This is a genomic window from Pseudomonas sp. LBUM1666, assembly GCF_059695775.1.
The window spans coordinates 4,890,359-4,910,215 of record NZ_CP166789.1; the positions used below are offsets into that span (position 1 = coordinate 4,890,359).

20 protein-coding genes are annotated in these 19,857 nt (G+C 59.6%); 13 read left to right on the forward strand and 7 right to left on the reverse strand.

All coding sequences use genetic code 11. From position 1 onward, the window contains the following. Positions 1-151: 151 nt before the first annotated feature. From livH to ACA056_RS22440, 5 genes are all read left to right on the forward strand, one after another. Positions 152-1,075 carry a high-affinity branched-chain amino acid ABC transporter permease LivH gene (gene livH / locus ACA056_RS22420; RefSeq protein WP_497267864.1) on the forward strand — a complete coding sequence of 308 codons (924 nt, stop codon included), beginning with the start codon at positions 152-154 and terminating at the stop codon, positions 1,073-1,075. Then, entirely contained in the window at positions 1,072-2,328 is a 1,257-nt protein-coding gene (locus tag ACA056_RS22425; RefSeq protein ID WP_497267866.1) for a high-affinity branched-chain amino acid ABC transporter permease LivM, read from the forward strand. Before livH ends, ACA056_RS22425 begins: the two co-directional genes overlap by 4 nt. Continuing rightward, complete coding sequence (gene livG, locus ACA056_RS22430; RefSeq protein WP_348126016.1) at positions 2,325-3,092, forward strand: high-affinity branched-chain amino acid ABC transporter ATP-binding protein LivG; 768 nt, start codon at positions 2,325-2,327, stop codon at positions 3,090-3,092. Before ACA056_RS22425 ends, livG begins: the two co-directional genes overlap by 4 nt. Beyond that, positions 3,093-3,794 (forward strand): ABC transporter ATP-binding protein, encoded by a 702-nt coding sequence (locus ACA056_RS22435; protein WP_083374874.1) that lies wholly within the window; start codon positions 3,093-3,095, stop codon positions 3,792-3,794. Between the two features lie 536 nt (positions 3,795-4,330). Then, a complete protein-coding gene (locus ACA056_RS22440; RefSeq protein ID WP_497267869.1) occupies positions 4,331-4,582 on the forward strand; it encodes a DUF6124 family protein in 252 nt (83 codons plus the stop codon). 110 nt (positions 4,583-4,692) lie between these two features. Here the strand turns inward: ACA056_RS22440 and ACA056_RS22445 are convergent, their stop codons facing one another. Then, positions 4,693-5,613, reverse strand: coding sequence for a LysR family transcriptional regulator (locus tag ACA056_RS22445; RefSeq protein WP_497267871.1), 921 nt, complete (start codon positions 5,611-5,613; stop codon positions 4,693-4,695). Between the two features lie 105 nt (positions 5,614-5,718). Between ACA056_RS22445 and ACA056_RS22450 the strand changes: the two genes are divergently transcribed. The 3 genes from ACA056_RS22450 (at position 5,719) to ACA056_RS22460 (ending at position 8,740) form a co-directional block, all read left to right on the forward strand. Continuing rightward, positions 5,719-6,318, forward strand: a complete 600-nt coding sequence (locus tag ACA056_RS22450) for a short chain dehydrogenase (RefSeq protein ID WP_497267873.1) — start codon at positions 5,719-5,721, stop codon at positions 6,316-6,318. Positions 6,319-6,377: 59 nt separating this feature from the next. Then, positions 6,378-7,031, forward strand: coding sequence for a COG3650 family protein (locus tag ACA056_RS22455; protein ID WP_497267875.1), 654 nt, complete (start codon positions 6,378-6,380; stop codon positions 7,029-7,031). Positions 7,032-7,126: 95 nt separating this feature from the next. Then, a complete protein-coding gene (locus tag ACA056_RS22460; RefSeq protein WP_150654887.1) occupies positions 7,127-8,740 on the forward strand; it encodes an NAD(P)/FAD-dependent oxidoreductase in 1,614 nt (537 codons plus the stop codon). Positions 8,741-8,883: 143 nt separating this feature from the next. On the opposite strand, the gene ACA056_RS22465 is transcribed toward ACA056_RS22460, so the two are convergent. Beyond that, the gene (locus tag ACA056_RS22465) at positions 8,884-9,978 is read right to left on the reverse strand and encodes a PLP-dependent cysteine synthase family protein (RefSeq protein ID WP_497267877.1); all 1,095 of its coding nucleotides are present in this window, start codon (positions 9,976-9,978) and stop codon (positions 8,884-8,886) included. Positions 9,979-10,217: 239 nt separating this feature from the next. On the opposite strand from ACA056_RS22465, the gene nhaA reads away from it, so the two are divergent. The 4 genes from nhaA to ACA056_RS22485 all read left to right on the forward strand — a co-directional run bounded on the left by nhaA (position 10,218) and on the right by ACA056_RS22485 (position 13,194). Continuing rightward, positions 10,218-11,405, forward strand: a complete 1,188-nt coding sequence (gene nhaA, locus ACA056_RS22470) for a Na+/H+ antiporter NhaA (protein ID WP_497267879.1) — start codon at positions 10,218-10,220, stop codon at positions 11,403-11,405. Positions 11,406-11,526: 121 nt separating this feature from the next. Further along, entirely contained in the window at positions 11,527-12,714 is a 1,188-nt protein-coding gene (locus ACA056_RS22475) for a colicin E3/pyocin S6 family cytotoxin (protein ID WP_497267881.1), read from the forward strand. After that, positions 12,711-12,941 carry a DUF7683 domain-containing protein gene (locus ACA056_RS22480; RefSeq protein ID WP_253437452.1) on the forward strand — a complete coding sequence of 77 codons (231 nt, stop codon included), beginning with the start codon at positions 12,711-12,713 and terminating at the stop codon, positions 12,939-12,941. Before ACA056_RS22475 ends, ACA056_RS22480 begins: the two co-directional genes overlap by 4 nt. A gap of 70 nt (positions 12,942-13,011) precedes the next feature. Next, positions 13,012-13,194, forward strand: a complete 183-nt coding sequence (locus ACA056_RS22485; protein ID WP_497273585.1) for a DUF7683 domain-containing protein — start codon at positions 13,012-13,014, stop codon at positions 13,192-13,194. Between the two features lie 65 nt (positions 13,195-13,259). Here the strand turns inward: ACA056_RS22485 and ACA056_RS22490 are convergent, their stop codons facing one another. Beyond that, the gene (locus tag ACA056_RS22490; protein ID WP_017336812.1) at positions 13,260-13,724 is read right to left on the reverse strand and encodes an outer membrane lipoprotein; all 465 of its coding nucleotides are present in this window, start codon (positions 13,722-13,724) and stop codon (positions 13,260-13,262) included. A 168-nt stretch (positions 13,725-13,892) separates the two neighbouring features. Here ACA056_RS22490 and ACA056_RS22495 point away from each other — a divergent pair, with 168 nt between their 5' ends. Beyond that, positions 13,893-14,129, forward strand: coding sequence for a hypothetical protein (locus tag ACA056_RS22495; protein WP_149419606.1), 237 nt, complete (start codon positions 13,893-13,895; stop codon positions 14,127-14,129). A 5-nt stretch (positions 14,130-14,134) separates the two neighbouring features. Here the strand turns inward: ACA056_RS22495 and pdxH are convergent, their stop codons facing one another. The 4 genes from pdxH to ACA056_RS22515 form a co-directional block, all read right to left on the reverse strand. Then, a complete protein-coding gene (gene pdxH, locus ACA056_RS22500; RefSeq protein ID WP_497267884.1) occupies positions 14,135-14,782 on the reverse strand; it encodes a pyridoxamine 5'-phosphate oxidase in 648 nt (215 codons plus the stop codon). A gap of 24 nt (positions 14,783-14,806) precedes the next feature. Then, complete coding sequence (locus ACA056_RS22505) at positions 14,807-15,931, reverse strand: OmpA family protein (protein WP_497267886.1); 1,125 nt, start codon at positions 15,929-15,931, stop codon at positions 14,807-14,809. Between the two features lie 113 nt (positions 15,932-16,044). After that, positions 16,045-17,190, reverse strand: a complete 1,146-nt coding sequence (locus ACA056_RS22510) for a serine hydrolase domain-containing protein (protein ID WP_497267888.1) — start codon at positions 17,188-17,190, stop codon at positions 16,045-16,047. A 139-nt stretch (positions 17,191-17,329) separates the two neighbouring features. Beyond that, positions 17,330-19,840 (reverse strand): beta-galactosidase, encoded by a 2,511-nt coding sequence (locus ACA056_RS22515; protein ID WP_497267890.1) that lies wholly within the window; start codon positions 19,838-19,840, stop codon positions 17,330-17,332. Between the last annotated feature and the right edge of the window lie 17 nt (positions 19,841-19,857).

The following is a 19,857-nucleotide window of genomic DNA, read 5'->3' on the forward strand; positions in this document are numbered from 1 at the left end:
GATCCGCCAGTCTCCCCACCTGAAAATCTCAAAACCGTCATCAGCGGTTCGCTGGCAAACCTCGCGTTCGAAGTGGATGCAGATCCACGGGGCTCGAGCGGGAAAATGACTCCACCAGTGAAATGCGTATCAGGTTTTTAGGAGCGCTGTAATGCCTGACATCTATCACTTCTTCCAACAGCTGGTTAATGGTCTGACCATTGGCAGCACATATGCCCTGATCGCCATCGGCTATACGATGGTTTACGGCATCATTGGAATGATCAACTTCGCCCACGGCGAGGTGTACATGATTGGTTCCTACGTGGCGTTCATCGCCATCGCCGGGCTGGCCATGCTGGGACTCGACAGTGTTCCGCTGTTGATGACCGCCGCTTTTCTCGCGACCATCGTCGTGACCAGTGCCTATGGCTACAGCATCGAACGGATCGCCTACCGCCCCTTGCGCGGCAGCAACCGTCTGATCCCGCTGATTTCCGCCATCGGCATGTCGATCTTCCTGCAGAACACGGTTCTGCTGGCGCAAGACTCCAAGGACAAATCCATCCCCAACCTGATTCCGGGCAACATTGCTTTCGGGCCAGGTGGCGCACATGAAGTGCTGATTTCCTACATGCAAATCGTGGTGTTCGTGGTGACGTTGCTCGCCATGCTCGGCCTGACGCTGTTCATCTCCCGCTCTCGCCTGGGTCGCGCCTGCCGCGCCTGTGCCGAAGACATCAAGATGGCCAACCTGCTGGGTATCAACACCAACAACATCATCGCCCTGACCTTCGTCATCGGTGCTGCCCTGGCGGCCATCGCGGCCGTGCTGTTGAGCATGCAATACGGCGTGATCAACCCGAACGCCGGTTTCCTAGTCGGCCTCAAGGCCTTCACCGCCGCGGTACTGGGCGGTATCGGCAGCATCCCCGGCGCCATGCTCGGCGGGCTGGTGCTCGGTGTGGCGGAAGCCTTCGGTGCCGATATCTTCGGCGACCAGTACAAGGACGTTGTCGCGTTCGGCCTATTGGTTCTGGTGTTGTTGTTCCGGCCAACCGGCCTGCTGGGCCGTCCGGAGGTTGAGAAAGTATGACTAGGAATCTTAAACAGGCGTTGTTCAGCGCCTTGCTGGTGTGGGCGGTTGCCTACCCGGTACTGGGTCTGAAGCTGACCATCGTCGGCATCAACCTCGAAGTCCATGGCACCAGCAATGCAACGCTGATCACCATCGCCGTGTGCTCGGTCCTGATGTTCCTGCGTGTGCTGTTCGATCAGCAGATCAGCTCGGCCTGGCGTTCTTCGCCAAACATGCCGCTGATTCCGGCCAAGGCCAGTAACTTCCTGACCCTGCCGACCACTCAGCGCTGGATCATCATTGCGTTGATCGCCGGCGCCCTGGTCTGGCCGTTCTTCGGCTCTCGCGGTGCGGTGGATATCGCCACCCTGGTGCTGATCTACGTGATGCTCGGCCTGGGCCTGAACATCGTGGTCGGTCTGGCCGGTCTGCTCGACCTCGGTTACGTCGGTTTCTACGCCGTCGGTGCCTACAGTTATGCGCTGCTGTCGCACTACTACGGTCTGAGCTTCTGGATCTGCCTGCCGATCGCCGGCCTGATGGCGGCCACCTTCGGCTTCCTGCTCGGCTTCCCGGTACTGCGCCTGCGCGGTGACTACCTGGCGATCGTGACCCTGGGTTTCGGTGAAATCATCCGTCTGTTCCTGCGTAACCTGACCGGTCTCACCGGTGGCCCGAACGGCATCAGCAACATCGAGAAACCAACGTTCTTCGGCCTGACCTTCGAACGTAAAGCTGCCGAAGGCATGCAGACGTTCCACGAGTACTTCGGCTTGGCATACAACTCGATCAACAAGGTGATTTTCCTGTACCTGGTTGCGCTGTTGCTGGCCCTCGGTGCGCTGTTCGTCATCAACCGCTTGCTGCGCATGCCGCTGGGTCGAGCCTGGGAAGCGTTGCGTGAAGACGAAATCGCCTGCCGTGCTCTGGGTCTCAATCCTACGGTCATCAAGCTGTCGGCCTTCACACTGGGCGCCAGTTTCGCCGGTTTTGCCGGCAGCTTCTTCGCTGCCCGTCAGGGTCTGGTGACACCGGAGTCGTTCACCTTCATCGAGTCGGCGATCATTCTCGCCATCGTCGTATTGGGTGGCATGGGCTCGCAGCTGGGCGTGATACTCGCTGCCGTAGTGATGATCCTGCTGCCGGAAATGATGCGTGAGTTCAGCGAATACCGCATGTTGATGTTCGGCGCCTTGATGGTGCTGATGATGATCTGGCGTCCTCAAGGCCTGCTGCCCATGCAACGTCCTCACATGGAGCTGCGCAAATGAGCCGCGAGATCCTTAAAGTCGAAAATCTGAGCATGCGCTTCGGCGGTTTGCTGGCGGTCAACGGCGTGGCCCTGACTGTTAAAGAAAAACAAGTGGTTGCACTGATCGGCCCTAACGGCGCCGGCAAAACCACGGTGTTCAACTGCCTGACCGGTTTCTACAAGCCGAGTGGCGGCAGCATCCTTTTGGACGGCGAGCCGATCGAAGGCCTGCCGGGTCACAAGATCGCCCTCAAAGGCGTGGTGCGGACCTTCCAGAACGTACGGTTGTTCAAGGACATGACCGCGGTCGAGAACCTCTTGATCGCGCAGCACCGTCACCTGAACACCAACTTCCTGTCCGGCCTGTTCAAGACCCCGGGGTTCCGCAAAAGCGAACGCGAGGCCATGGAATTCGCCGAATTCTGGCTGGACAAGGTCAACCTCACGCAGTTCGCCAACCGCCCGGCCGGCACCCTGGCCTACGGTCAGCAACGTCGTCTGGAAATCGCTCGCTGCATGATGACCCGTCCGCGGATCCTCATGCTCGACGAACCGGCCGCCGGCCTGAACCCGAAGGAAACCGAAGACCTGAAGGCGCTGATCAGCATGCTGCGTGAAGAGCACAACGTCACCGTGCTGCTGATCGAACACGACATGAAACTGGTCATGAGCATTTCCGACCACATCGTCGTGATCAACCAGGGCACGCCTCTGGCCAACGGCACGCCGGAACAGATCCGCGACAATCCTGAAGTGATCAAAGCCTACCTGGGGGAAGCGTAAATGCTGCAATTCGAAAACGTTTCCACCTTCTACGGCAAGATCCAGGCCCTGCACAGCGTCAACGTCGAAGTCCGCCAAGGCGAGATCGTGACGCTGATCGGTGCCAACGGTGCCGGCAAGTCGACCTTGCTGATGACCCTCTGCGGTTCGCCGCAAGCCCACAGCGGCAGCATCCGCTACATGGGTGAAGAGCTCGTCGGCCAGGACTCGTCGCAGATCATGCGTAAAAGTATCGCGGTCGTGCCGGAAGGTCGTCGGGTGTTCGCCCGCTTGACCGTGGAAGAGAACCTGTCCATGGGCGGATTCTTTACCAACAAGGGCGACTATCAGGAACAGATGGACAAGGTTCTCGGACTTTTCCCACGCCTGAAAGAACGCTTTGCCCAACGCGGCGGCACCATGTCCGGCGGCGAACAGCAAATGCTCGCCATCGGCCGAGCGCTGATGAGCAAGCCCAAGCTGTTGCTGCTCGACGAACCTTCGTTGGGCCTGGCACCGATCATCATCCAGCAGATCTTCGACATCATCGAACAGCTGCGCAAGGACGGTGTAACGGTGTTTTTGGTGGAGCAGAACGCCAACCAGGCGCTGAAAATTGCCGACCGCGCGTACGTTCTGGAGAACGGCCGGGTGGTGATGACAGGCACGGGTGAAGCGCTGCTGACTGATCCGAAGGTGCGTGAAGCGTACTTGGGTGGTTGAGTCTTTGCGGTAAACAAAAAAACGGCCTTCGGGCCGTTTTTTTATGCCCGCCATAACCTCAACAACAATGAAGATCCCCTGTGGGAGCGAGCTTGCTCGCGATTGCGGTTTTACATTCAGCATTTAAGTTGACTGACACGGCCTCATCGCGAGCAAGCTCGCTCCCACAGGGGATTTGTGGAGTTTTGGGCAGCGTGTTTAATCAGTGTCAGTGTTACTTCCTGCAAGCTACATCGCCTTGCGTCGTTGCCTACAGGTACGCCAGAATCCGCCGGCTTGTGCGCCCGGGGCCCGGTCTCTATCGTTTCCCTGCCACTGCTCATCAGTGGTCGGGTTTAGTCGCTCGGTTGTTTTGCACAGAAACGCATAAGCGCCAAAAAGTCAGGTATCCCTTCCCTGCACTTGATGGCGGCTGTGTGCAGGGCGCCTTCGGGCGCGCCGAGTTTCTGTGCTCATCGGTCGACTAACCTGCATACAGCTGCCACCCATTCGTTTAGTCGCGAACCGGGCGTAGCCCTTACAGCGAGCACAAACTTATGTTCAAGAACTCACCCAATCCCCCACACAATCCCAGCTCGATGTTTGTCGTCGCGCCTGGTATCGATGTGCAAACCCTGCTGGGCCATGCCTGCGAATCACTGGCATCGGCGAGCGTGATGGCCAGCAATTTCGCCGCTTTCCTGGAAGGTTCGCACCGCAACATGCTGCTCGGCATCCAGCAAAGCATCATGCTTGGCGAACTGGCGGTGAATAGGGCGCTGGATCAAATCGACCCACAAGAATCCTGACCACGAAGATCACCCTGTGGGAGCGAGCCTGCTCGCGAATGCAATTTCACATTCAACAGAAATGTTGTCTGCCCTACCGTTTTCGCGAGCAGGCTCGCTCCCACAGGGATCTATGTGGTGTGCTGGAGTCGATCCAGCGCTTCACCGCTGCGCTTGAACCAGCCGATCAGGTAATCCGCCAGCACTTGGGTGCGTTTCGGTAACCCTCCCTGATACGGGTGAACCAGGTACATCGGCATGCAGCGGGTCTGATAGTCACGCAGGAGCCAGCGCAAACGTCCGTCAGCCAATTCCGCTTGCAGCAAGTAGGACGGCAACCGCGCAATGCCGGCGCCGGCCAGTGCCGCTTTTTTCAGCAGGCTGTAATGGTTGCTGGCGAACGGTCCCGACACGCGAACCCGCAACAACTCGTGTTGCTGGTGATAGAGCCACTCTTCGCGGCCACTGTAATGACTGTTGAGCAGACAGCGGTGATCAGCGAGAGCTTGAGGCGTCAACGGTTCGCCGTATTGCTCAAGGTAAGCCGGGCTGGCGCAGGTCATTTCGTGCCAGGCCAATAGCGGCCGGGCCACCAGGCGCTCGTCATTGCCCACCTCGGAGCGAACCGCGAGATCAAACCCGTCGCGGGACAAATCACGGTAACTGTTGCTCAGGTCCAGCTCGATCTGCACCTCGGGATATTTGCCAGAGAACTCCAGCAACAAGCCATCGAAGAAGGTTTCCCCCAGCGATACCGGAACCGTCATACGCACCGGCCCGGCCATGTCGTCCTTCAGCCGCGCCAATGCCTGACGCGCCCTCTCGACTTGGACTACGAGCGCCTGGGCTTGCGGCAACAGCGCCGCACCCGCGGCCGTCAGGCTCAAACGGCGGGTGGTGCGTTGCAGCAGCACCACTGAAAACCGCGATTCCAGTTGGCTGATGCGCTTGGATAACTGACCTTTGCTGCACCCCAACTGCTGCGCCGCCAGTGTGAAACTTCCTGCTTCAATCAATATCGCGAACGCCGCCAGATCATCCATTTCGCTCATGGATTGTTTCCATTTGAAAACCAAAGGTTGCCTATTAGCGCGCTTATCAATGAAAAAAACCACTCTAGACTTCAACCTCGTTTAACCACTTCGAGGAACAGCACGATGAAAATTCTTTTGATAGGCGCAGGCGGCACCATCGGTTCGGCGGTCGACAAGGAGCTGTCCGAGCGTCACGAGATCATCCGCATCGGTCGCAACAGCGGGGACTTCAATGTGGATATCAGCGACAGCGCTTCGATACGCAAGCTGTTCGAGAAAACCGGCAAGTTCGATGCACTGGTCTGCGCCGCCGGCAACGTGACCTTCGCACCCCTCGGTGAAATGACCGAAGAAAGCTTCGCGCTGGGCCTCAAAGACAAGTTGATGGGTCAGGTCAATTTGCTGCTGATCGGCCGCGAGTTCGCCAATGACGGCGCCTCGTTCACCTTCACCACCGGCGTGCTCAGCCACGACCCGATTCGCAGCGGCGCCTCGGCAGCGCTGGTCAACGGCGCCCTCGACAGCTTTGTTCGTGCTGCAGCGATCGAACTGCCTCGCGGTCTGCGCGTCAATTCGGTGAGCCCGAACGTACTGGTCGAAGCCATGGGTAAGTACGCGCCGTACTTCCGTGGTTACAAACCGGTTCCGGCAGCGGATGTGGCATTGGCCTACGCCAAAAGTGTGGAAGGCCTGCAAACAGGCCAGACCTTTCACGTGGGCTAAACCCTTGTGATGAACGGTCAGGCTGAGTAACGTGGCGGCACTTGTCTGGAGACTCAAAGATGCGTGTTGCCCGTTCCTTAGTCCTTGTTGCCCTGCTTCCGTTGTTCACCGCTTGCCAGTTGCTCGACGGCCCGCGTGAAAGTGCCTCCCACGTGGGCCAGACCCGCATGCAGGGCCAGTTGACGGCGGCCGACGGCAAGCTGTTGTTCCAGCCGTGCAATGAACAGCGCAGTTATGTGGTCAACGACACCGGTGGCACCAGCGTCCTGCAAGAGGCCGCGACCCTGGCCGATGACCAGGGCAAGCTGTTTGCTGACGTACGCGGGCAGGTCGTCGACAGCCGCCTGGATCTTGCGCAGCTGTACCGCGTTGAGCGCTCGGGCACTGCATGCAACGATCCGAATTTCAAATTGCTTATCCTGCGCGCCGCCGGCCATGGGCCTGAGTGGAACGTGAAAGTCAGTGGCAAAGGCATGGTCATCGAGCGCGCCGGTCAGCCGCCATTGGCCGTGCCCTACGTTGAAGAGCAATTGGGCGATGGCCGCTTCAACCTCAGCACCGAAGCCAATAACCAGCACATCGAACTGTGGGTCGCGCCGCAACGTTGCGTCGACAGCACCACCGGTAGCGTCCAGCACATGAGCGCCGAACTGCGCGTCGACGGCCAGGTTCAGCGTGGCTGCGGGTATTTCGGCGGATCGCGTAACGACTGATCGTTTTAGCCTCACGGGAATCATTCTTTGAGGCTTATAATCGCGGGCTTCAAACGCCTTGGCGCAGTTGTGCGCCCCGCGAACCGGATCCTGTCATGTTACGAATCACCGAACTCAAGCTGCCGATCGACCATCCCGAAGAAGACCTGCGCCCTGCCATCGTGCAGCGCCTGGGCATCACCAGTGATGACCTGCTCGATTTCACCTTGTTCAAGCGCAGCTACGATGCGCGCAAAAAGTCCTCCGAACTGTGCTTCATCTACACCATCGACCTCAACGTTCGCGATGAGGCAGCGGTGCTGCACACGTTCGCCGATGACCGTAACGTCAACGTGGCGCCGGATGTCAGCTACAAAGCGGTCGGCCAGGCGCCGGCGGATCTTGAGCAACGTCCTGTCGTCGTGGGTTTCGGTCCGTGCGGGATTTTCGCCGGGCTGCTGCTCGCGCAAATGGGCTTCAAGCCGATCATCCTCGAGCGCGGCACCGAAGTGCGCCAGCGCACCAAGGACACCTGGGGCCTGTGGCGTAAAGGCGTGCTTAACCCGGAATCCAACGTGCAGTTCGGTGAAGGTGGCGCGGGGACATTCTCTGACGGCAAGCTCTACAGCCAGATCAAGGACCCGAAATTCATCGGTCGCAAAGTCCTGCATGAGTTCGTAAAAGCAGGTGCGCCGGAAGAAATCCTCTACGTCAGCAAACCGCACATCGGTACGTTCCGTCTGACCGGCGTTGTGGAAAACATGCGTGAGCAGATTCGTGCGCTGGGTGGCGAAGTGCGCTTTCAGCAGCGGGTGACCGATGTGTTGATCGAGGACGGCCAACTGGTCGGTGTCGAGCTCAATGGCGGCGAGCAGATCCACTCGAAACACGTGATTCTTGCCCTCGGCCATAGCGCCCGGGACACTTTCCGCATGCTGCATGGCCGTGGCGTGTTCATGGAAGCCAAGCCGTTTTCGGTGGGTTTCCGCATCGAACACCCGCAGTCGCTGATCGACCGCGCACGCTTGGGCAAGTACGCCGGCCACCCGAAACTCGGGGCCGCCGACTACAAACTGGTGCACCACGCCAGCAACGGACGTTCGGTCTACAGCTTCTGCATGTGCCCGGGCGGCACCGTGGTGGCGGCGACGTCCGAGCCGGGTCGCGTGGTCACCAATGGCATGAGCCAATACTCGCGTAACGAGCGCAACGCCAACTCCGGGATCGTCGTCGGGATCACCCCGGAAGTCGATTATCCGGGCGGCCCGCTGGCGGGTATCGAGTTGCAGGAACGCCTGGAATCCCACGCCTTTGTGCTGGGCGGCAGCAACTACGAAGCGCCGGCGCAACTGGTCGGCGACTTCATTGCCGGCAAGCCGTCCACCGAGTTGGGCAGCGTAGAACCGTCCTACAAACCGGGGGTTGCCTTGGGTGATTTGGCGCTGGCCTTGCCGGCGTTTGCCATCGAAGCGATTCGTGAAGCGCTGCCGGCGTTCGAGAAGCAGATTCGCGGTTACTCGCTGCACGACGCCGTGTTGACCGGGATCGAGACACGTACGTCGTCACCGCTGCGGATTACCCGTGACGAGTCGATGCAGAGCCTGAACGTGAAAGGCTTGTTCCCGGCGGGTGAAGGCGCGGGTTATGCGGGCGGGATTCTGTCGGCAGGTGTGGACGGGATTCGGATTGCAGAAGCTGTGGCCCGCGACATCCTCGGCCTCGAAGCCTGATACGCATTCTTTGACACAGCACAAAACCTGTGGGAGCGAGCCTGCTCGCGATGACGGAGCAACAGTCAGCAGAGATGTTGACTGATCTACCGCTATCGCGAGCAGGCTCACTCCCACATTGGATCTTCAGTGTTTGAACAATCTCAGATGTTTGCGCGTAGAACGGTGGCCGGCAGCGGCTCACCGCGCTCGACACTCCCCGCCACGGCATCCATCAAACCGCTCAACTCATACCCCTGGGCCTTGAGCCAACCCTGATCGTAATAGGTGGTGGCATAACGCTCGCCGCCATCACACAAAATCGCCACGATTGACCCCGACTCCCCCGCCGCCGCCATCTGCTGGGCCGCCATCAAGGCGCCGATCAGGTTGGTCCCGCTCGACCCGCCAACCCGACGTCCCAAACGCTTCGCCAGATAATGCATGGCCGCCAGAGACAACGCGTCCGGCACTTTGACCATCGCATCGATTACTTTGGGCAGGAACGACGCTTCCACCCGAGGCCGACCAATGCCTTCAATCCGCGAACCGCAATCCAGGCGCAGACTGGCGTCGCCGGTCTGGTAGTAATCGAAGAACACCGAGCGCTCGGCATCGGCGCAGAGCACGCGGGTGCAATGTTGGCGGTAACGCACATAACGGCCCAGCGTCGCGGTGGTGCCGCCAGTGCCGGGGCTGGAAATCAGCCAGCTCGGCTCGGGGTGCAGCTCGAAGCGCATTTGCTGGAAGATCGACTCGGCGATGTTGTTGTTCGCCCGCCAATCGGTAGCACGCTCGGCATAGGTGAACTGGTCGATGAAATGCCCATCGTGTTCGCGAGCCAGCCGCTCGGATTCGGCGTAGATCTGCGTCGGATCATCGACCAAATGACTCTTGCCGCCGTAGAAAGCGATCTGCGCGATCTTCTCTTTGGACGTGCTCGCCGGCATCACTGCAATAAACGGCAAGCCCAGCAAACTGGCGAAGTACGCCTCGGAAATCGCCGTCGAACCGCTGGATGCTTCAATGACCGGCGCACCGGGTTTGAGCCAGCCATTACACAGCGCATACAGAAACAGCGAACGCGCCAGCCGGTGCTTCAGGCTGCCGGTGGGATGGCTGGACTCATCCTTGAAATACAACTCGATGCCCGGAAAGCCCGGCAGCGGCAAGGGGATCAGGTGGGTGTCGGCGCTGCGCTGGAAGTCGGCCTCGATGATCCGGATGGCTTCGCGGGCCCACTGTCGATTGTCGCTCATGGTGGTTTTCTCGTTGAGTCGGCCTTGTTGCAAGGCTCAGCTAACAAGCTTAGGAAAAAACCTACATCACGCACAGATACAGCTGAGGTTCAATCCGCCCGACAACTGCTAGGCTCAGGTCCCTGCTGATCGTTCACGTTGTAACGGTATATAACAAAAAAGAATATAACTTTTGTTTTAACAACTAACGGTACGGGTTAGGGTGTGCCACCTTTTGAATTCATCGATGGAGAGCGACCTTGCCTCTGCGTAGCACTTTCACGCGTTTCTTCCAGTTGGAAGCTGCCAGCGGACTGTTATTGATCGCCGCTGCTGCCCTGGCTTTGATCATCAACAATTCCCCGCTGTCGTGGCTTTACAGCAGTTTTCTGGACACTCCTGTAGTGGCGCAGGTCGGAGCGTTGCAAATCGCCAAACCGGCGCTGCTGTGGATCAACGATGGCCTGATGGCCCTGTTCTTCCTGCTGATCGGGCTAGAGGTAAAGCGCGAAGTCCTCGACGGCCAGCTGTCGAAACCGTCGCAAATCGTCCTGCCCGGCGCGGCGGCGATCGGCGGCATGGTGGTTCCGGCGCTGCTCTACTGGTTTCTGAACCGTGAAGACCCGGCAGCGGTGGGTGGCTGGGCCATCCCGATGGCCACCGACATCGCCTTCGCCCTCGGCGTACTGGCCCTGCTGGGTAAGCGGGTACCGGTGTCGCTGAAGCTTTTCCTGATGACTTTGGCGATCATTGACGACCTCGGCGCAATCATCGTCATTGCGATCTTCTACTCGGGTACGCTCTCGACCCTTTCGCTGTCTCTGGCCGCGACATGCATCGTGGCACTGATCGCAATGAACCGGCTCGGGGTGGTCAAGCTCGGGCCATACATGATCATTGGCCTGATCCTTTGGGTTTGCGTGCTCAAGAGCGGCGTCCACGCGACACTGGCCGGTGTGACTCTGGCCTTCTGCATCCCCCTGCGCACGAAAAACGCCGAACCTTCGCCGCTGCTGACCCTCGAACACGCCCTGCATCCATGGGTGGCCTACGGCATCCTGCCGCTGTTCGCCTTCGCCAACGCCGGCCTGTCCCTGAGCGGCGTAACCGTCGAAAGCTTCACCCACCACGTGCCGATGGGCATCGCGGTCGGCCTGCTGCTGGGCAAGACCCTCGGCGTCTTCGGCCTGACCTGGCTGGCCGTGAAAATCGGCATCGCCGCCCTGCCCCAAGGCGCCAACTGGGGCCAGGTGATGGGCGTGGCAATCCTCTGCGGCATCGGCTTCACCATGAGCCTGTTTGTCGGCTCCCTGGCGTTTGTGCCGGGTGCCAGTGAATACGCCGGGATGGATCGGATGGGGATTTTGACCGGTTCGATACTGGCGGCATTGATTGGTTATGCGGTGACGGCAGCGGCGAGTCGCAAGAGCACCGCTCTGCAATCCTGATAAACAGAGACAACTCTTAGAGTCATTCAAGACTCGTCCTACAGCCACGATTAGTCTCGTTCGTTAACGTCGCACAGCCCCTTTTTTGGAGGCTGTCGACGTACGAACGCAAGGAAGACCAGTGGCTGGCAATAAGGACATTCCCCGGGTTCAGAACCCACCGTCAGGCGACGGTCATCACGTCACTCACCGCTTTATGACGGCTACCGAACTGGCCGCACGGGAGGCCAGACAAAACGCTTACGACGCCATGCTCGCAAGGCAAGACGCCTTCGAACGGAGTCGTGAGGTTGTCGCAAAAAAGCACGAAGCCACTCGCGCAGGATGCGTATTCGCCAAGTCCTGCAAGCTTCCCGACGCCATCATCGATTACTCGAATCCTTCGGGAATGGTGCCTACCGACAGCCTCAAGGACTACGGTGAAGTCGCCTGGCTCGGTGCTCGCGAAGTAGACGATGACGGTCTGCTGAATCTCGAAACCTTCAGCGGCAGCACCGTCTCACTCTGCATCGGTCGAATGGCTCTTCGCGCCCCGACTATCGCCGTTCCCACCGCAGCACTCGGTGCTGCTGGAACCGCCATATTGGCCGGCCTGGTCGCGTTTTTCTGGACGCCGAGCCTGGGCGACAGCGCGCTCTATACCGAAGATCAGTTGCGCGCCCTGAAACAGGCTCGAACTCGTGTTCGGCTAAGAGTCGAGCAACAGGCTGACGGCAGTCTCAAGGGATACGGTTTCTACACCGGCAAGAACCGCGATTGGGAAATGGTCGATGTCGCGCAGTTCAGTTTGCGCGGCAGTCAGCAGGTGGCGGATCTGGGGGATGGTGTTGAACTGATCTGGACACCGGCTGTGGATGGTTCCGACATCCTCGGTATTCCCGCGCTGGAAGCTGCGCCGCAAGCGCCGCATATTTGGGTTTATCCGCCGACGAAAGCGGCGGATAGCATTATCGTGAATCCGGTTTACCCGCCTGAGTACAAGGATTTCATTCTTGTGTTTCCGGTGGGGTCGGGGGTGCAGCCGGTTTACATCGTTCTGAGTGTCCCGGGAGACCTGAAGTACCACCCTGCGCCAACAGCATTACCAGCTTTTCCAGATATAAAACCTGCGCCGATGAAAACTTCCGTGCGGGGCGGCGGAAAAAAACGCAGACGCTGGAAGGATCCGTCAGGGAAAATTTATGAATGGGACTCACAACATGGCAAGGTTGAGTTGTACACGAAACAAGGAAAACATCTGGGAGAGTACAACCCGGAAACCGGAGAGCAGACAAAACCTGCCGATCCGGCAAGGAGAGTAGAAAAATGAAACATGTAATAGAGGTTTTCGACCGTCAGACTGAAGATCTGCTTCTTACCGTAGATGTCCCTGGCAGTCGACGTAAAGCTTTGAGAGTTCTGATGAACTGGCAGCAACCGGACGACGAATTCGACGGTCACGACTTGTCTCCAGAACAAGTAAAGGTATTGGAAGACTGGACAGGAAAATCCCTCATGGGTGCAAATAACATCGTACAACTGGTATGCACAGAATGACTCGGAGCTATCCAGCGGTACGCCATGCAGTTGAAGCTTTTGATAAAAAACAGAATTTTTAGTGTTTGAAGTGCCCATCCCCAGGGAGAATATTGAACAGCTGAGAATAATAATGAAGTGGAGCGAACCAGAAGACGAAATCTATGGTTACGATCTTGATAGTGCTCAGATAACGCAGTTGGAAGCTTTGATCGGCATTACGTTCTACGACCCGAAGTACGATTTTCAGATCGGAAGTCATGCAAGCAAGTAATTTTCTACTCGCATAAAAAACCCCGACCAGTCACCTGATCGGGGTTTTCTTTTACCCGTTCCCGCTTAATGCGAAACGCGGCTAGTCCCATCTACAGTAGCAATCCGCACCCGCTCGCCAACACGGAACACTTCGTTCTCCTGAACCTGTTGCACGTAGGCGCGCATGCTGCCGTCGTCTTCGCGAACGGTGATTTCCACGCCTTGGGCGCGGGTCAGGCCTTCTTCTGTGGCCGAGCCGATCAGGCCGCCAGCGACGGCGCCGATAACCGCAGCAACGATGCTGCCGCGACCGCCACCGATAGCGCTGCCGCCAACACCGCCAACCGCCGCACCGGCAAGGCCGCCGATCGGGGTTTTGGTGCCTTCGATTTTGACCGGTCGCAGGGATTCGATGGTGCCCATGCGAACGGTCTGCACGCGACGCGCTTCGTCACGGGAGTAGGAGTCACCGGTCAGGCTGGACTGGCAACCAGTGAGCAACATCGCCATCGTGGAAAAAGAAGCAACCAGCAGAACAGACTTACGCATAGCATCAACTCCAAAGGACAGGTATTCATTAAACTCCGCAGCTTGACGCCTGTCACGGCCTCGCCCGGATAAAATTGGTTTGATTCAGGCCCGGTACAGGCACCTCCACGAACTCACCACACAGTAGCGGCAAATTCCGGGATCTACGCCGCTGACCCAAGGATTGTCATGGATTACTTCATCATTGTCGTCACTACCGTTGCCGGATTGTATTTCCACTGGTGGCTATACGTGCGGATCAAACGCTGGATGGACCGCGATCTGGCGTTGGCACTGGCGGGTAAAGACGAGCAGAAAAAGGCTTTCATGCTCCAGCAACTGGCGAACGCTCAAGCGCAGAAGATCAAGCGGCGAGACCTGCCCCAGTGGCTTGAAGCCGCTGCGGCAGGTTATCCCAATCGGTAGACGGCTTACGGTGCCAGACGTTCAAGAATCCAGTCGGCGCCCTGAGAACGGTAGTTGAGGCGATCGTGCAGGCGGCTCGGACGGCCTTGCCAGAACTCGATGCGCTCCGGTAACAAACGATAACCGCCCCAGTGCTCAGGGCAATGAGGTTGCGTGTCGCTGAAACGTTGCTCGGTGTTCTTGAGCAGCGCTTCCAGCTCGGCACGATCGGCGATCACCCGGCTCTGGGGCGAAGCCCAGGCACCGAGACGACTGCCCAGCGGCCGGACCTGGAAGTAGGCGTCGGACTCTTCAGGCGTAACCTTCACCACCCGCCCTTCGATGCGCACCTGGCGCTCAAGGGCCGGCCAGAAAAAGGTCATGGCCGCGAACGGGTTCGCGGCCAGATGCTGGCCCTTGGCGCTGTCGTAGTTGGTGAAGAAGGTGAAACCCTGCTCGTCCAACCCCTTGAGCAGCAGAATGCGGCAATGCGGCCGACCGTCCTGATCGACGGTGGCCAGGGTCATGGCGTTGGCTTCCACCGGCGCCTGCTCGGTTTTCACCGCGTCGGCGAACCACTGATGGAACAGCGCGAATGGCTCGGCCGGGGCTTGCGCCTCGGTCAGGCCATCACGGGTGTAGTCGCGACGCATATCAGCCAGGCCCTGGGTCATGGCGCATTCCTTTTGGTTAACGAATCACTTTTTTACAGTATCGGCGGCGTCGGCGACTTTTTTCGTGTCGGCAGCGGCTTTGGCCGGCGCAGTCTTTTTCGCCGGAGTCGCGGTTTTAGCCGGTGCCTTCTTGGCGGCGGCTTTCTTGGCCGGGGCTTTTTTCGCGGCAGGCACATCGGCTTTCTTCGCAGCAGGTGCAGGGGTAACCGGTTTGACCACTGGCTTGACGTCCTGGGCAGCGACCAACTTCACTGGCGCCGGGGCTGGCATGTTGTACTTGCTCAGCAACGCGACCATGGTGTTTTGCGGGGTTACCAGCAGTTCGACGCGACGGTTCAAGGCACGGCCTTCATTGCTGTCGTTGGCAGCACGCGGAGCTTCGCCACCCATACCGCGCAGCATCAGACGATCACGCTGCAGACCGCTGAGGCGGAAAATCGCTGCCACGGCCTGGGCACGCTCCTGGCTCAGTTTCACGTTGGCCGGGGCGGCGCCCGACGTATCACTGTGGCCGAGCACCAGCACGGCAGTCTTTGGATCGACTTCGAGGATTTTCGCGACGCGAGTGAACGGGCCGAGGGTCACCGGCAGCAGCATGGCCGGACGGTCAGGGTTGAACGAGCCTTCTACCGGCGCGGTCACCACCAATACGTTTTCACGGCGCTCGAGTTGCAGGTTGCTGCCCTTGATCGCTTCGCGCAGACGCGGTTCGTAGTCGTCGAGCCAGGCCTGGGTGACTTTAGGATCAGGCATTGGTACGGCTTTAGCGGTGCTTTGCTCTTTACCACCGAACGGCCACCACCATTTGCCACCTGCATCGGCCTCAGCCTTGGCCTTGGCCACCTCGACCGGTTTGGCTTCAGGCTTGGCTTCAGCTTTCACTTCAGGCTTGGCAGGCGTCTTGCCGGCGCCGTCATCGGAACCGAACGGCCAGTACCAAGGGTTGGAGCTTTCAGCCTTGGCCACCGGAGCGGTCGCTGCAGGCTTCAAAGGTGCCGGGGCTGGGGCCGGAGCCGGGGTTTTAGCGGCGACTTTGTCGGAGGACCCGAACGGCCACCAGCTGCTGCCATCCGAGTCATTTTGTGGAGTTTGTGCGCAACCGGTAATAGCGAAGCACAGGGCCAAAGCGAGGGTTTTATTGGAAGACATTGGATATCCACAAAATGAAGTAATGAACTATCAGGCCGGATTGACCCGGATAAACAGACGCTTGGAAATCAAAAAGGCCTTGGGGTTCCGGCCCTGGAACCCTTGAGCGCGTTTTACAGACAAGTGGCCAGTGCTTGCACAAGCTTTTGTGCGCGCGGATCCATCAAGACGTACGGCCCTAATGTATTTGTCACAAAGCCGAAGGCCACATCGTGTTCCGGGTCAGCAAAACCGGTGGAACCGCCCGCACCCGGATGACCGAACGCACGAGGGCCGAGGCCGTAGGTGGCGTTGGGGACGTCCGGTTGATCGAGCATGCAACCCAGGCCGAAACGGGTTCGGGTCAGTAAAGTCTTGTCCTCGCCGAGACTGTGCTCGCGCGTCAGTTCCTCGAGCATTTCGCTTTCCAGCAAGCTGCCATCGAGCAGACCGGCATAGAACCCGGCCAGACTGCGGGCATTACCGTGACCATTGGCGGCCGGCTGCTGCATGCGTCGCCACTCGGGTTTGTTGGTGCTGGTCATGATCGACGGCGGGTTAGTGAACGCCCTCGTGGTCATGGCCGTCGGCTCGCGCATGGTCACTTGCAGCAAGCGCTGGGCGGCGGCATCGCCGACATTGCCCTTGCCACGGGCGATGTGCGCCACGCGATGGAACTCCTGGTCCGCCAGGCCGACGTGGAAATCCAGACCCAAAGGCTTCGCGACCCGCGCCACGATGGACTCACCCGGCCCACGACCGTCCGCACGACGCAGCAACTCACCGACCAGCCAGCCGTAGGTGATAGCCGCATAACCGTGACCAATCCCCGGCGTCCACCACGGTTCTTCGGCGGCCAGGGCGTCAACCATGGTTTGCCAGTCGTAAAGGGCTTCCGGGGCCAACAGCTCACGCAGTGCCGGCAGACCGGCCTGATGGCAGAGCAATTGACGCAGGGTCACGGACTCTTTGCCGGCGGCGGCGAACTCTGGCCAGTAGCGGGCAACCGGTGCATCCAGTTGCAGCTTGCCTTCGGCCACCAGTTGCAGGGCGGTCACCGCGGTAAAAGTCTTGGTGCAGGAAAACAGATTGGCGATGGTGTCGCTGTGCCAGGCTTCGGTGCCATCCTTGTCAGCGCTGCCGGCCCAAAGGTCGACCACGGTTTCACCGCCAATCTGGATGCACAACGCTGCACCACGTTCCTGAGGATCGTCGAAAAGCGCCGCGAAAGCCTCACGCACCGCTTCGAACTTCAGCTCGTAAAAACCCTGAATCTGCACCCGCAACTCCTCTGGATAAACGCTCTACAAAGTGGCCGCATTGTTCCAGCCATTGACGGTTTTGGGAACAGGGCCGGGCCGGGCGGTCGCCATCCCGCCCAGGTGAAACACTCAGAAAATCTTACGTGCCTGTCAGCACTCAGTGGCCATTGCCGGAATGCCCACCCGCATGGCCAGCGCCCTGCCCTGCACCTTTGCCAGCCTCACCTTTTCTGCCGCCCTCAGCTTCGTGGCCGGCTTTATCCGCCTCAGCCTTGGCCTTCTCGGCTTCTTTACCGAGCTGATCGACGGTCTGCAAATTGCTCTTGCGAACGCTGTCGACGAACCCCTGGAACGGCAGATCGGTAATGCCCACCAGCCCGAAGTGACCGTTCTCGCCATCCAGCAGGCGACCGGTCACCGGTTGGTCAAGGTATTGGAACCAGTGCACGCCGACGATCGACGGTTCGCTCATCGCCTGTTTGAGAAAATTGGCGTAAGCCGAGCCACGGTCTTCTTCCTTGGCCAATTGCGTCACACCACCCCAGAACGGGCCGCGATCCGCGGAGCCGAAGTTGAACTCGGTGATCAGCACCGGTTTATCCAGGCTGCGCAGCGTGGCGAAGTCGTAGCCGTCCTGCGGTTGCAGGGTGTACATGTTGAAGCTCAGCACGTCGCAATACTGGGCGCAGGACTCAACCGCTTCCGGGGTGCTGATGGCAAAACGGCCGCCCAGCAACAGCTGATTTGGCGCGTGCCACTTGAGCGAATCGGAGAGGGTCTTGAAGTACGTGTCGGCGAAAACCTTCTGGAAGTATTTGAAGTCGGCTTCGATTTCCGGGTGTTCGGCGCTTGGCAGCGGCGGCACGAAGCCCGGGTCTTCCATCAATTCCCAGGCCGGCAAATCAATGCCCCAGGCTTTGGAAAGGCCCGCCTGATTGCGGTACTTGTCCCGTAATTGCTTGAGGAACGCGCGTTTGGCCGGCACGTCGGTGGTCATTTTCAAGGTGCCGTAGGCCAAGGCGTAACGGGCTTTCGGGTCGTCGCCGGGACCGGCCCAGGCCAATTCGTTGTCGGCAAAGTAGCCGATCAGCCATGGATCGTCGCGATGGTCGCGCGCGGCGATGGCCACGGCACGTTCGGTGGCCATGGCGAATCGTGGGTCAAACGGGTCAGGCATTCCGCCCCACCAGTCGGTGCCGGTGCTGATGCTGGCGTAATCGCCGACGATCGACAGCGGCAAGGTGTACGGCACGCGATCAGCGTTGGCCAGCGCTGAGGCACTCCAGTTGCCGATAGTGTTGAAACCCCAGGCTTGCAGGCGATCAAGGGTGTGGCTGGCCCAGCGCTGTTCATCAACCACCGCTTTGCAGGGTTCGGCAGGTGTTTGCTCAGCTGCTTTCGCGGCGGTCGCTTCAACGGCGCCGGTCTTGGCGGCTTCGGCGACACCGGATTCGGCCGTCGAAGGAACGACAGGTTGCTCAGCAGCCTTCTCCACCGTTGCCGCAACCGCGTCAGCCTTGGCCGCTTCGGCGACACCGGCCTTGGTGTCGCTACCCTGGGCGCAAGGTGCGCCATACAGACGCTGCAAGTTGGCGCCATAGAAGTCGTACCAGCGACCGGCATTGTAGCCACGGCCCTGATCGGCGCCGTTGCCGCCACGGTTATCGCCTTCGCCATAATGGCTGGCCAGCGGCTCGTCGGGCTTGGGCAGCGATTCAAACATCCACTCGCGGCCGGCGACGTAGGTCTGGTCGACGTCCGGGGTGACGGTGTTGACCCCGAGTGAATAGAACGGATGGCCTTCCGGGGTCACCAGGTACCAGCGACCGTCGCGCTTCTCAGTGCGGAAAAAGCCGCTGGCCTTGAATGCCGGGCCTTTGTTCCAGCCACCAAACTTGTCCAGGGACGACTTCTCGCGCTCGGCCAGCCAGGTTTTCAGTTGCTGATGTTCCTTGGCAGCGGCGCTTTTCAGTTGCTCGTCGCTGCTGACTTTCTCTGGCCATTTGGCCCGGGTCGACTGGCCGTAAGCGTCTACAAGGCCGCCAAAAGCCGCTTGGGTAACCGCATCGCCGTCCTGCACGCCAAAGCGCTCAAGCAGAATGCTTTGCGCGACTTTCGGCTGATCCATCGACAAGGTCACCGACACCACCTGGCTGCGCTCCAGCTCACCGGCGCTGCTGGCCAGCAATACGCGCTGCCCCTCAAACGTCATCGGCATTGGCGGGCCGGCTTTCAGGCCAAGGCTCAATGGCGTAAATGGCTGCAGCGGCACCAATAAGGTTTGCGCAGGGCCAGCCGGCAAGTCGACGCGGCTGACCAACGTCTTGCCGTCGTTGCTCTGGATTTTCACGTACAGGGTCACAGCCCAGTTCATTGCGCTCTGAATGCGCAAACTCATGAAGCCCGACTGGGACCAGTCCCAGGCGCCCGTCTGCGGGGTCAGACGCAAGGTCGGTTGTGCCACCGGGTTGAACGTCACCCGACGCAGCACTTCGCCTTCGGCCGTTTGCTCGGCGTTGGATTGCGGCAGGCTGGCGTCCTGAGTCGCCACCTGGACCACATCGGCGGGGCGCACAAAGTTGAACAGCGTCTGTTGGCCGGCAGGAGCCGCCAGCAAAGGGGCTGCGAACATCAGAGCGAAAACAGCGGGCAACGAACGGCGGATCATAAGAACGAAGTTCTCCC